This window comes from Kaistella rhinocerotis (assembly GCF_030243905.1).
In the GTDB taxonomy this organism is placed as follows: domain Bacteria; phylum Bacteroidota; class Bacteroidia; order Flavobacteriales; family Weeksellaceae; genus Kaistella; species Kaistella rhinocerotis.
Genome location: NZ_JASSYY010000003.1, coordinates 120,754 through 133,990 on the forward strand (window position 1 = coordinate 120,754; position 13,237 = coordinate 133,990).

The following is a 13,237-nucleotide window of genomic DNA, read 5'->3' on the forward strand; positions in this document are numbered from 1 at the left end:
ATCAATGATTCCCTAAATGCATTCTAAATCCCTCATTAATGCAGCCTTAAGCTTTAAGTTCTCGGTTTGGTTTAGTTTGGCATTTGATAGATATCCGTAAACGGATCCACTGAAGTCCGCGTCGTATTCCATTGGTACTTATGCGTCCAGTATGCAACTTTCATCGAAAGAATTCCAAGCCCGGCACCGAAAAGTACATCGGAAATATAGTGTTTGTCATTGGCCATCCGCATCACGCCGACGCCTGTTGCAAGTCCGTACGAAACATACGGAACCCAGCGGTGGTTTTCGCCATATTCAATCGAAAGCATCGTCGCGCCCGCGAAGGCATTGGCAGTGTGACCGGACGGAAATGAATAGGCAGTGCCGTCTGGCCGTGGTTTTTTAAGAGTTTTCTTTAAAACGTAAACCAGCCCCAGGTTCAGCGCCTGACCTTTGATTAAAATTGCGGTTCTGTTCTGCCAGTCGGTTTTCGCCGTCATGCCGGCAAGTCCGAAACCGTAAACCGCAAACATGGGCGCGAACTGGGCGTAATCATCAAGATGATTTCCAAACCCAAGAAGATCGGAGCCTTTGTCGTTTTCATTTGGTGAAATTTTACCACGTTCGGCATCAAATAAAATTCCGGCAGTCATCAGAACCCCCGGAACATAGATTTTTTTGGGTTTAAAACTTAAACGCTCATTAGAAAAAACCAGAGAATCGGCTTGCTGCGCAAAACCGCTGAGGCAAATGCAGAGAAAATACAGGAAAAACCAGTTTCTGATCATCTTGCCAAGTTAACTGTTTTCCCGATATGAACCGTTTTCGTTCCCGAAGTTTATTTGAAACTGATCTTTCCGCCGATCACATTCCTCACTTTGCGGTCTTCCGGATCGCCGTGAATATCGATGATTCCGCCTGCGCGCGTGGTGGCATTAACGGATCCGGTGGCTGTAACGGTGGCCATTCCTCCTGCATTTGCAGTGACGGTTGTGTTCTCAGATTCTACGGTTTCACCGAAATATTTACCACCTGAATTTACTACAACATCCTGATTATCCGCTATGCCTGTAAGTTTAATTTCGCCCGCGGAATTGGTTTTGATATTGAGTTTAGATGTCTTCACCGGAAACTCAATCATTGAACCTTCGTTGGCAACAAGCGTCAGCATTCGCGACTGCAACTCGTTTTCAGCCGAAACCGCAGAACCCTGACTGGCCTGAATATCGTTCAGGTTTTCGTAATAAACTTTTACCACGGTATTGCTTCCCTGCAGGATTTTAGCCGGCGCCATCCGGATTTTAAGCTCACCGTTTTTGTTCACGGTTTCCACATCCGCATTATCATTTTCGAGCTCTACCCTGCTGTTATCAGACTGGATGAGTGTTACTTTAATTTTGTCGTACACCTTAAGTGATGAAAAATCGCCGACATTCCGGGCAGTCTGTGCCGATGCATATTGTGCGGCTATCAACAGCAAACTTCCTAATACTTTCTTCATTGTTGTATCAATTTTATTCCTGTCAAACGGTTACAGGATTGTTTTATTTTAAATTATAAGGTCTTTGTAAGCAGCGAAACCAGATCCTGCAGCACGCGCTGTGAAACGAACGCCGCAAAATCATTTCTTTCCATGTGCGGTAGAAACAGGCGGTTGGTCTGAACAGAATCATGGATACGTATCGAATAAAAAATGGTTCCAATCTCATTGTTGAAATCGTCTGTTGCAGGGCCCGCAACACCTGTTGTAGAAAGCGAAATATCTGTTTTGAAAAGTTGCCGGCAACCTAAACTCATCGCTTCCGCAACCTCCGCTGAAACCACCGTTTTTTCCCGGATTATAGCTTCTGAAACACCTAAAAGTGCTATTTTCTGCCTGTAATCGTATGGAATGACTCCGCCTTCAAAATAGCCCGAGCTGCCCGGAACCGATGTAATCAGTCTCGCAAGTTCGCCGCCGGTGCAGCTTTCCGCCACTGAAAGCGTGAGTTTATTTTTAAGTAAAAGCTCTTTCAGAATTTCCTGAATGTCATTTCCATCCCACGCAATTACTTTGTCGCCGATTAAAGGCCTGAGTTTTTCAACTTCATTATCAAGCTGAATTTTTAGGTCTCCCGCATCACTGCCCACCGCGGTAAGACGCAGTTTAATGCGGTTCCCGACAGGAAGATAGGACAGCGAAATATTTGGAGGTAAGTCCAATTCCCACTGCTCGATGGTAAGCGCGAGCAAGCTCTCAGGAAAATCGACTACAGAAATAATTCGCGCGATGATGTGACTTAAAGCATACTTCTGCTGCAGAAACGGAATAATTTTATCCTTAACCAGCGGTTTCACTTCGTAAGGAACGCCCGGAAGACAAACCGCGGTTTTTCCGTTCTGCTGAATCATCTGGCACGGCGCAGTACCGTTTTCATTCTGGAAAACATGCGCTTTCGAAAGCACAACCGCCTGATCTTTGTTGATCTCCAGCAGATGTTCGCGCTTTCTTTTGATCATCAGATTTTTAAGGTGCAGAAATGTCGCGTCATCAGTTTTAAGTTCATCGCCAAAATATTCAGCGAAAGCTTTCTTGGTTCTGTCGTCTTTTGTTGGTCCGAGACCGCCGGTGGTGATGATCAGATCAGCAATTTCAAAACCTTCAGCCAGAGATTTCTTGATTGTCTGTACCTCATCTGCCACTGTAAGAATTTTAAGCACAGGAATCCCAATGTTTCTAAGCTGCTGCGCAATGAAGTTGGAATTGGTATCCACGGTATTCCCCGACAGAATTTCGTCGCCAATCGTGATGAGTACTGCTTTCATTAAAAATTTTAAGACTATAAAAGTAATGTTTTAAAGCCTAATGAAAAGTGACACGCAAAATCTCCTGTGTTTGAAATAACAAAACCGGCCTAAGACCGCTTTCTGCTATTTGTTGTGTTCAACCCAAATGAGTCTTCCGGTATCGTAGCCGGCGCGTTTTGCAGTATTAAGGAAGCGCCGTTTTATGTCCTCGGGAACTGTAGTTTCACGTGACAGGATCCACAAATTATCGAGGCTGCTGCCGGCAACAAGCGCATATCTGTAATTTTCATCGAGATCTATCACATTGTATCCGGACCAGATAGGTTTGAAAAAAGAAACCTTCAGCCTCGCCGTATTTGGATCCTCCACAAAGCGGGCTTCGCCGATGCTCTCTTTCCATTTGTTTTTTACATAATCGAACCCCTTGTTATCAACCTTGATATGGCCGTTATCTTTTTTCGAATATTCGGCGGTTACGTTGTTCAGGTTTTTCTCAAATTTAAAATCGATGCGGGCAATTTCGTACCATTTTCCAAGATATCTGTCCGCCTCAAAATCTTTCACGGCAGTCGCTCCCTCAGGAATCCGAACTGAGCACGAATTAAAGATCAACAATCCTAAAATTCCTGCTGAAACGGGCAGTACAACGTTTTTTAATAGTTTCATAAAAATATTTTTGCACCTAATAATCAAATATGATGCCCTCTGAAAACGCGATTTTCTTGAAACCTTTATCCAAAGACTTTAGATCAAGACCGGTAAACTTGCTAAAGGCGGGCAAAACGAGCTGTTCGTCAGAGAGCGCATAGCACGGAAGCTTCACCGCCTGCCGCGCGCGGCCCTGAAAGACTACGCCGGGATGAATGTGCCCCGAAATCGTAAAACTGCCGGCCGACTGCGGCTCGTGCACGAATGTGAACGGTGAAATTTCAAGTAAATTTTCTACTACATCAATGCAGTGATCATCGTAGAATTTTTTCTGAATTCGGTCGTGATTACCTTTTACCAAAGTGATTTTGAGATCCGGAAAACGTTCGCGCCATTCACAGAAAATATCAAGGTCACTGTTGTGGCCTGCGTGGAAGAGATCACCCACGATCAGGATGTGCGCTGCGTTGAATTCACGGACTAACTGTTCTAAAACTTTCAAGTCATCGTACAGAATCTGGGATGAAACCGCGATTCCACTTTTACGGAAATGCGCAGATTTACCTACATGCAAATCACTGATTATCAAAGTTTTTTCACGCGTCCAAAAAACAGCTTTTCGGTTGGTGAAAAGCAAAGTCTCACCTTTTATTTTTTTTTCTAAACTCTTAATCATGTTACAAATGCAAATTCGCCGGCTAGCTGTCTATCATCTTTCTCATGGCTTCTTTTTGAAGTCTCATGATGCGGGAATCCAGGTCTTCACTCGTAAGACTCTGCCGCAGGCTGTCAACTTTTATAGGGAAACTGAGCGGTGTAAATGCGTTTGCAAATTTGAGGATAATTTTGGACTTTTCAATTCGTTGGAAAGCCTTCATCAGCCGGAACTCATCGATCTGCTGATTGAAAACTTCGGCATAAGCCTGCTTGAACAGTAGGTTTTCAGGATTGTAGTCTTCGAAAACATTAAAAATAAGCCCAGAACTTGCCTGCAGGCTTTTGTTGTTTTTCTGAACACCCGGATAATTTTGCACCACCATACCGGATATCACCGCGATATCGCGGAATTTACGCCGCGCCATTTCTGTTGCGTTCACGCTGCTCAAAACATCCTGAATCAGATTTTCTTTACTTAGTATTTGCTTTAAAACCTCTTCATCGATCGGGATTTCCTGGGAACTTAGCAATTCGAAACCATAATCGTTCATTGCCATTGAAAATGAAATCGGCGTTATTTTGGAAATCCGGAAAGCGATAAGCGCAGCCATTACTTCGTGAATTAATCTGCCCTCGAACGGATACATAAACAAATGATGACCGTCACGCGTTTCAATCATTTCAACCAAAAATTCATCATCTTTCGGGATATGCGAGTTGCGTTCCTGGCTCACCAAAAGCGGATGCAGAAACTTCAGTTCTTTCTCTGAGGATTTTGCCTGAAGTGAATCTGAAAGTTTCAACCTCAAAAAATGACTCAGATGCGAAGTCAATGGCAGGCGCCCACCCAAATAACTTGGGATCATCGCTTTTCCCTTTGAGTTTCGGACAAAAACGGTCATTTCTTTGATGTGCGAGATCTCCAGCACACGGCCGGCAAGGATGAAGCGGTCTTCTTTTTTGAGTCTTGTAATAAAGTATTCTTCGATCATCCCGATGTATCCGCCGCCTAAAAATTTCACTTTCAGCATTGCATCGCTTACGATGACGCCTATGTTCATGCGGTGCAGCATCGCGATCCGACGGCTCGTGACCTTATACAAACCATTTTCGATGACGACCTTGTGATACTCTTCATAATTTTTCAGCGCACCGCCGCCGACAGTAATAAACTGCAGAAGATTCTGCCATTCTGCGTCTGTGATTTCGGAAAAAGCATGTGTGGATTTTATCCGCGGGTACAGCGATTTTTCATCGAATCCGTCACCTACTGCCAGCGTCATAAGAAACTGGACAAGAACATCAAACGACATCACGACCGGCGTGCGCGGTTCTATCACTTTCTGTTTTAAGGCTTCCTTTAAAGCTGAAACCTCGATCAGTTCTAGTGAATGCGTCGGTACAAAATATATTTTTGATGTTTCAAACGGTGAATGTCCGCTTCTACCCGCGCGCTGCAGGAAGCGCGCGACGCCTTTACTCGAGCCTACCTGAATGACCGTATCTACCGGCTTGAAATCAACACCGAGATCAAGCGATGATGTTGAAATGACGGCTTTTAGATAGCCGGAACTCAGGTTTTCTTCAATCCAGATGCGAAGTTCGCGGTCAATGGAACTGTGATGTATCGCGATTTGACCGGCAAAGTCCGGATATTCGCGAAGCAGAAGCTGATACCACATTTCCGCTTGGCTCCGTGTATTGGTGAAAAGTATCGTGGTCTGACTTTTTAAGATGACCGGAACTACTTTATCAACCAGTTTTGCACCAAGGTGGCCAGCCCAGGGCAGAACTTCAACCTCATCAGGAAAGATCGGGATGATGTCTATTTTCTTGTTTTCTTTCGCAACGACTTTGGTTTTTTTAAGATCATACGGAATCAGAACATCCATCGCTTCATCGAGGTTTCCAATAGTTGCCGTGATTCCCCAAATTTTAACTGTTTTCCGATAGCTCAGGATCTGTGAAAGCGCTAATTCTACCAGAACACCTCTTTTGGAACCGATAAGTTCATGCCATTCGTCGATGGCGACACATTTTAGATTTTTAAAGAAACGCTGGTTGTTTTTTTGCGCGAGCAGCAACTGAAGACTTTCCGGCGTAATGATGAGGATCTCCGGCATTTTTTTAGTCTGCGATGCGCGTTCGGCCTGTGGTGTATCACCGTTACGGACCGAAACTTTCCAGTCAAGACCAATTTCATCGATCGCTTCGGTCATGGCTTTGGCAATATCTTTTGCGAGCGCCCTCAGCGGCGTGATCCAAAGGAGATGTAAGGTACCATTATAGCGATCCGGATTGTTTAAAAAATCGGTAATGACGGCAAGAAAAACCGAATACGTCTTACCAAAACCCGTCGGCGCAACCACCATTCCGCTGTAACCGCGGCCAAATTTCTCCCACGTCTCACGCTGAAAAGTAAACGGCTCGAAACCTTTTGCTCCGAGCCAGCGATGCACAATGCCGTACCCTTCCGACTCCTGGAACTTCTTTGCCATTATCTTATCAGTTTTTTCACTTCTTCGATATCATCGATATCCTCTACTTTTTTATCGCGGCGCCAACGCAGGATTCGTGGAAAACGCAGGGCGACGCCACTTTTATGTCGGTTGCTCAAGCCAATTCCTTCAAATGCGATTTCAAATACAAGCTCGGGTTTAACGGTTCGAACAGGTCCGAATTTCTCCAGCGAGTTTTTAGTCACAAACCGGCTGACTTCCATAATTTCCTTATCCGTAAGTCCGGAATAGGCTTTCGCTACGGTCACGAGTTGGTCTTCATTTTTCACTGCAAATGTGTAATCTGTATAGTAACCACTGCGGCGTCCGCTACCTTTCTGCGCATAAATAAGCACCGCGTCTATCGTAAGCGGATCTACTTTCCATTTCCACCAATCGCCTTTCTTGCGACCTGAATGATAAAGCGAATCGCGGTGTTTGAGCATAAGACCTTCACTGTTGTTTGATCTTGAGTTTTCGCGGACATCGATCAATTCATCCCATTCTTTGAACTGTACGATTTCAGAGATGGAAATATTTTCAAGTGAATTTTTTTCGATCAGTTCTTCCAGTACTTTGCGCCGGTGCGAAAGCGGTTTGCCGCGCAGATCTTCGTCATTTAACTCCAGAATATCATACGCAAATACCTGTACGGGAATTTCGCGCAGCATTTTTGAGGTGATGGTTTTGCGGTTCAGGCGTTTCTGAAGTTCATTAAAATTTAAAACTGTACCATCCACCACAGCGAGAATTTCACCGTCGATCACGAAATTTCCAACCATTTTTTCGAGTTCGGCAGCAATTTCCGGAAATTGCGGTGTCACGAGTTCTTCACCGCGCGACCAAATGAAAACTTCCCCGTTACGGTGGATCAGCTGTCCACGAATGCCGTCCCATTTATACTCGGCTTGCCAGTCGGCAGGCGCACCGAGTTCATTCGTTTCTTTTTCAAGCGGATAGGCAAGACAAAACGGATAAGGTTTGGAATTATCCGGATTGATGTTGACACCCGAAATCAATTCTTCAAAATTAGCTTCACTTATTTCCCATTTGCCCATGATGCTGTGCATCAGTTGACTGGAGTCTATCTCAGAATATTTGGAAAGCGCTGTGATCAGCAGTTTTTTCGAAACGCCGATGCGGAAACTGCCACCAATCAGTTTATTAAATATAAATCTCTCTGTATAATCGAGGCCGTTCCAGGATTCGGTTACGTATTCTTTCTTTTCAGCTTCAGATTTTGTTCCGAGTTCGGCTAGCTCGCTCATCCATTGAGAAAGTGATTTTTCAATGTTGTTCTGTGGTGGCGGGAGGATCAGCGAAATCGTTTCTCCGAGGTCACCTACTGACGAATAGCTTTCAAGAAAAAGCCACTCTGGCAGCTGAATGATCTCGAGTGCCCATTGTCTCAGAAAATTAGTATTCACCGGACGTTTCGGTCTTTTTCCGGTGAAAAGTGCGAGAAACCACAGTTTGTCATTTTCGGGCGCGGTACGCAGATATTGTACCATCGCATCCACTTTTGCGTTGGTTTTATTGGTACTTTCAAGCGATGAAATAAGTTCTGCGAAATGTTTCATGCTTTAACTTTCTTCGGTAGTTTTAGGTGCTTCGAGCATATTTTTTTCTTCCTCCTCTTCATCACCATAATGTGTTTTGACTTCATAGGCTTCGATTCCCAATTCATTCAGATATTTAGAAAAAACGGCAGTTTGGCCGTGCGTAACGTGCACCTTTTCAGCACCTGTAGCTTTTACGGTATCTAAAAGTCCGGTCCAGTCTGCATGATCTGAAATTGCAAAGCCTGCATCGGCAGAGCGCCAGCGACGTGAACCGCGAACCTGCATCCAGCCGGAACATAAACCTGTAGCGCGGTTGGGGATTTTACGGATCATATTTGAATCTAAGAGTGCCGGCGGAACGATCACGATTTCGTTGTTTATTTTTTTTAAATCTTCATTAAAATAGACCGGTTCATATTCCGGTAGTTGGATACCACTGGATTCTATGGCTTCATTAATTTTTGCAACGGAATTGTGAACAAAAATTTTACCGCACCCTTCCACCGCTTTCATGATCCGCTGTGCCTTACCAAGTGAATAGCCGATGAAAACTGATGTTTTGCCCTGTTCTTTGTTCATCAGGTGCCAGTTTTTCATTTGCTCCGCGTATTGCTCCGGCTCCAGCCAGTTGTAAATGGGCAGTCCGAAGGTGCTTTCTGTAACAAATTCGTTGCAGCGGACGATTTCAAATGGCGTTGACAGGCCATCATCTTGCACTTTATAATCTCCGGAAAACACGCTGACATAACCTTTGTATTCTAACCTTATTTGTGCTGAACCTACGATATGCCCGGCCGGATGAAATGAGAGTTTTACACCATTGATGCTAATCTGTTCACCGTAAGGCAAAGACTGAACTTCTATATCCGGCGAAATGCGGTGTTGCAAAATGGGTTTAGTGAAATCATGGCAAAGGTATTTTTTCATACCCCATTTAGCATGATCACCATGTCCGTGGGAGATAACAGCCAAATCTACCGGCCGCCAGGGATCCAGATAAAATTTTCCAGGAATGCAGTAAATGCCTTTGTTGGTGAATTCGATGAGTTTCAAACGAGGTAAGTTTAGAAGGGATCAACAAATATTACGCCGATGAAGGTGGTTGACGGTTGGTTGATGGCGGTTAGTATTTGAATATGTAGAGCGATCATCCTAAATCTTAAAGTTTTGTAAAATTTCTTACCACTCTGAAAAAAAGCCATGGATGGTTTAATTCTTGTTTGCCGTCAGAACAACATTGTAAATGCAACGACAGAAGTTTCAGCCCGGATTGAAACGGCATCCCCGCCGCGGCGGGATACAGTGGAAAGCCGGTAAAGTCTCCGGAATGTTACATCAACCGTTGCTCCTAAACCAAACAAAAATAATATTATTATGATCACACTGATTCCTGACGTTCCCGAAAATGTAGCGGCTTTCCGTGCCTCGGGTGAGATTACGAAAGATGATTTTGAAAGTGTTGTGATGCCACATGTGAAGGCTAAAGTGAACACTTTTGATGAACTGAATTACCTTCTTTTATTGGATACAGACCTCGATAAATTCACGGTGGGTGCATGGATGCAGGATGCTTTCCTGGGGTTGAAAAACCTGAGCAAATGGAACCGCGCCGCGATAGTGACCGATAAAACGGCCGTGCAGAAATTTACAGACGGTTTCAGCGCTGTGGCTCCGGGTGAATTCCGCGGATATAGTAAAGATGAACTGTCACAGGCCATCGCCTGGTGTGCTGGCGGAAACACGGATAATCAATAATCTTCTCTCTAAAAAATACTATTATGTCAACAGAAAATCTAAACAATACGGAAGCCTTAAAAAAACTTAAAGAACTCTCTGAAAAAGCGCGGATCTGCATGTTCTGCACGGATCTCACCTCAATTCCGATCACGGTGCGGCCTATGAGTCTACAGGAAACTGACATGGACGGTAACCTTTGGTTTATCAGCAGCGACGCGAGTAACAAGAATTTCCAGATCGCTGAAGACAACCGTGTACAGCTACTTTTCATGAACAACAGCAACTCTGAATATCTGTCGGTTTTCGGGCAGGCTTTTATCTATAAGGACAAAGCCACGATCGAAGACAAATGGAGCAATCTTGCAAACGCATGGTTTGAGGAAGGCAAAGAAGATCCGAATGTTTCTATCATCCGTGTCGCGCCTCAGGACACCTACTATTGGGACACGAAAGCCGGAAAACTGGTTTCACTGATCAGTTTTGCGGCGGCCGCAGTTTCAGGCACCACAACAGATAACAGCGATGGCGTGGAAGGAAAACTGAACGTATAAACGCATATTAAAGCTCTGCTTAAAAAAATATCCGGCTGTAAAATGGCCGGATATTTTGTTTATTTGAATACGTCTGCTAAAAAGCTCTTCATCTCATTGAAAGACTGTTCGTCAGCCTGCCTGTCATATGCAATTGGCAGGTTAAATTTTTTACCCGTTTCGGTAGCGTCCGGATTTGTAAAGGCGTGAAGTGCGTTTGGATAATCTACAAATTTGTAATTGATTTTAGCGCTGTCCATTTCTTTTTTGAATGCTTCAATCTCTTCCTTAGAAACCATCTTATCTGCAGCACCGTTCAGAACAAGGTATTTTGCTTTATTATTTTTAGCACGGATTCCGGTTTTCAGATTCCCGTGAAAACTTACGACTCCTTTGAAATCGCCTGAAAGCCTTGCCATATTCAGCGCCTGTGAGCCGCCGAAGCAATAGCCGATAATTGCCATTTTATTGTAATTCGCATTAGGCGTGATGATGATTTTATTCTTTACAGCATCGAACATGCGCCTTGCATCGATAGGGATATTATAAAAATGTGAAGACAGTTTCTGCGCTTCTTCCGGCGTTTCCACTACTTTGCCTTCACCGTAATAATCTACGGCGACCGCATAATAGCCCAGTTTCGCAAGCTGCCTCACGCGGCCTTTCACGTAATCTGTAAGTCCCCACCATTCCGGCAGCACGAAGACAACAGGAAGTTCACCCTGCAAATCAGGATTGTACGCCGCGTACGAACGATGAGTTACGCCATTTATCCCGTAGGAAATTTCTTCAGTTTTAATTTTTCCGTCCGCAGTTTCCGCAGTTACGTTTTCGGTTGGCGCGTCTGAAGACTTTTGGTCTTTTCCTGTGCACGAAATCACAGTAAGAAAAAGTGAGAAAGCTAATACGACTGGATATTTTTTCATCGGGCGGTATTTAAACTCAATATTTTTAATGAATGTGTTTTTCTGCATGATAAGAACTTCGAACCAATGGCGAGCTTTCAACATGACGGAAACCGAGCGACTGCGCGAATAGCCTGTACTCTTCGAATTCCGACGGATCTACAAAGCGCTGAACGGCCAAATGCTTTTGCGTTGGCTGCAGATACTGCCCGATAGTGATCACATCTACATTCGCATTGCGAATATCTTCTATTGTCTGAAATACTTCGGGTTTGGTCTCGCCCAAACCAAGCATAAGCCCGGTTTTCGTGCGGTTTTGCCCGGCTTCTTTCATGTAGCGTAAAACCTCAAGGCTGCGTTCATATTTAGCCTGAATCCGAACTTCACGTGTAAGCCTTTTCACGGTTTCCATGTTATGTGAAATGACTTCAGGCGCTACTTCGATAAGCCTGTCGATGTGTTTGGTGATACCCTGAAAATCCGGGATCAAGGTTTCCATCGTGGTTCCCGGCGAAATTCTTCGCACTGCATTTACCGTTTCAGCCCACAAGATAGAGCCCATGTCCTTTAAATCATCACGGTCTACGGAAGTGAGAACCGCATGTTTGATTTTCATTAATTTAATGGAACGCGCCACTTTTTCAGGCTCATCCCAGTTTACCGCAAGTGGTTTACCTGTTTTCACACCGCAAAATCCGCAGCTTCGCGTGCAGATATTTCCCAAAATCATGAAAGTGGCTGTGCCTTCACCCCAGCATTCGCCCATATTTGGGCAACTACCGCTTTGGCAGATGGTGTTCAGTTTGTATTTATCCACCAAAGTGCGGAGTTCACGATAATTTTTTCCGGTCGGAAGTTTTACACGGATCCATTTTGGCTTTTGTATTATGGTGCTTGTAGGGCTATCGTTCATTTTATCTTAAATAATTGACAAATTTAGGGAATTGCGGCGTATAAAGATCAGTCGGAAAAATCGTTGGATTTCAGCAGTTCGGCCAATACTTTTTTGGCCCGCATGATCCGTACTTTCGTGTTTGCCACGGTTAAATTTAGTTCGTCTGCGATTTCTTTAATACTTTTTTCCTCAAAAAAACGAAGTCTGATAATCTCCTGATAGTTGGTATCAAGACTTTCAATGGTGGTAAGAATTTGGCGCTGGTCTTCTTCGGAAATCAAAAGTTCTTCCGGTGAGCGCGCGTAATGATTCCTGAAACCTTCAAAATTCTCTGTGGTATCTTCGTTTTCGCGGCTTTTCTTCCGCCAGTAGTCGATTACGGTATTTTGCGCGATGGTAAGAATCCAGGTTTTGAACTGAAAATTCGGGTCGTACAAATCCAGTTTTGCCAGCACTTTCGAAAAAACCGAAACCGTGATTTCATCTGCAATATTTTCGTCTTGCACTTTTTTCAGCACGAAACTGAAAACATCAACCCAAAAAAGATTGATGAGCTGAGTCTGTGATTTCTGATTTTTATTTTTAGCAAGAGCAATCAGCGCCAAAAGGTCTGTGGCATTCATATTTACAAAGTTAACCAATTAATTAAAGCGGATAAACCCCGGCTCGCTTTAGCGCAAAACAATTGCATTTATGCCTAAAAAAGCCGTAAATTGTGTAGCTAAATTTAAGAAAGATGAAATCAAAGAAAAAATATAAGAAACAGTTACTAAAAGCTTTACAGGAAATGGCTTCCACCGAATATGTACTGCTTGAAAGCATGACGAACCTGATGCTTCTCAAGGAAATGAAGGAACAGAATATTTCATTCAAAAAAGGCGATACTTTCTCCTTTGAAGACAATATTTTCGATTACAGCGAGGACAAAAACATCCGCCAGCTGGCGAAACTGCGCAGGAAGATGCTTAAAACCATCAATAAGATTGTCGATAAAGGAAACTTCCAGGACAAGGAAATAGAATTCTTAGCCTAAACT

The 13,237-nt window shown here is 44.0% G+C and carries 14 protein-coding genes; 3 read left to right on the top strand and 11 right to left on the bottom strand.

Annotation, left to right across the window (positions count from 1 at the left end):
* Positions 1-71: 71 nt before the first annotated feature.
* The 8 genes from QEP06_RS10255 to QEP06_RS10290 form a co-directional block, all read right to left on the bottom strand.
* A complete protein-coding gene (locus tag QEP06_RS10255) occupies positions 72-770 on the bottom strand; it encodes a phosphatase PAP2 family protein (protein ID WP_285270173.1) in 699 nt (232 codons plus the stop codon).
* A gap of 50 nt (positions 771-820) precedes the next feature.
* A complete protein-coding gene (locus QEP06_RS10260) occupies positions 821-1,483 on the bottom strand; it encodes a head GIN domain-containing protein (RefSeq protein ID WP_285270174.1) in 663 nt (220 codons plus the stop codon).
* A 53-nt stretch (positions 1,484-1,536) separates the two neighbouring features.
* Positions 1,537-2,787 carry a CinA family nicotinamide mononucleotide deamidase-related protein gene (locus QEP06_RS10265; protein WP_285270175.1) on the bottom strand — a complete coding sequence of 417 codons (1,251 nt, stop codon included), beginning with the start codon at positions 2,785-2,787 and terminating at the stop codon, positions 1,537-1,539.
* A gap of 105 nt (positions 2,788-2,892) precedes the next feature.
* A complete protein-coding gene (locus QEP06_RS10270; RefSeq protein ID WP_251833840.1) occupies positions 2,893-3,435 on the bottom strand; it encodes a lipocalin family protein in 543 nt (180 codons plus the stop codon).
* Positions 3,436-3,451: 16 nt separating this feature from the next.
* Positions 3,452-4,093, bottom strand: coding sequence for a ligase-associated DNA damage response endonuclease PdeM (pdeM, locus tag QEP06_RS10275; protein ID WP_251833841.1), 642 nt, complete (start codon positions 4,091-4,093; stop codon positions 3,452-3,454).
* Between the two features lie 22 nt (positions 4,094-4,115).
* Positions 4,116-6,572 (bottom strand): ligase-associated DNA damage response DEXH box helicase, encoded by a 2,457-nt coding sequence (locus QEP06_RS10280; RefSeq protein ID WP_285270176.1) that lies wholly within the window; start codon positions 6,570-6,572, stop codon positions 4,116-4,118.
* A complete protein-coding gene (locus QEP06_RS10285) occupies positions 6,572-8,152 on the bottom strand; it encodes an ATP-dependent DNA ligase (RefSeq protein WP_285270177.1) in 1,581 nt (526 codons plus the stop codon). Before QEP06_RS10285 ends, QEP06_RS10280 begins: the two co-directional genes overlap by 1 nt.
* A 3-nt stretch (positions 8,153-8,155) precedes the next feature.
* A complete protein-coding gene (locus tag QEP06_RS10290; protein ID WP_285270178.1) occupies positions 8,156-9,187 on the bottom strand; it encodes a ligase-associated DNA damage response exonuclease in 1,032 nt (343 codons plus the stop codon).
* Between the two features lie 321 nt (positions 9,188-9,508).
* On the opposite strand from QEP06_RS10290, the gene QEP06_RS10295 reads away from it, so the two are divergent.
* Positions 9,509-9,889, top strand: coding sequence for a SpoIIAA family protein (locus QEP06_RS10295; RefSeq protein WP_285270179.1), 381 nt, complete (start codon positions 9,509-9,511; stop codon positions 9,887-9,889).
* A gap of 23 nt (positions 9,890-9,912) precedes the next feature.
* Complete coding sequence (locus tag QEP06_RS10300) at positions 9,913-10,422, top strand: pyridoxamine 5'-phosphate oxidase family protein (RefSeq protein WP_285270180.1); 510 nt, start codon at positions 9,913-9,915, stop codon at positions 10,420-10,422.
* Between the two features lie 59 nt (positions 10,423-10,481).
* Here the strand turns inward: QEP06_RS10300 and QEP06_RS10305 are convergent, their stop codons facing one another.
* Genes QEP06_RS10305 through QEP06_RS10315 form a run of 3 tightly spaced genes read right to left on the bottom strand, consistent with a single transcriptional unit; the run spans position 10,482 to position 12,824 of the window.
* A complete protein-coding gene (locus QEP06_RS10305; protein ID WP_285270181.1) occupies positions 10,482-11,327 on the bottom strand; it encodes a dienelactone hydrolase family protein in 846 nt (281 codons plus the stop codon).
* 25 nt (positions 11,328-11,352) lie between these two features.
* Positions 11,353-12,219, bottom strand: coding sequence for a lipoyl synthase (lipA, locus tag QEP06_RS10310; RefSeq protein ID WP_285270182.1), 867 nt, complete (start codon positions 12,217-12,219; stop codon positions 11,353-11,355).
* Between the two features lie 47 nt (positions 12,220-12,266).
* The gene (locus tag QEP06_RS10315) at positions 12,267-12,824 is read right to left on the bottom strand and encodes an RNA polymerase sigma factor (RefSeq protein WP_251833849.1); all 558 of its coding nucleotides are present in this window, start codon (positions 12,822-12,824) and stop codon (positions 12,267-12,269) included.
* 113 nt (positions 12,825-12,937) lie between these two features.
* On the opposite strand from QEP06_RS10315, the gene QEP06_RS10320 reads away from it, so the two are divergent.
* A complete protein-coding gene (locus QEP06_RS10320; RefSeq protein ID WP_251833850.1) occupies positions 12,938-13,234 on the top strand; it encodes a hypothetical protein in 297 nt (98 codons plus the stop codon).
* Positions 13,235-13,237 lie beyond the last annotated feature (3 nt).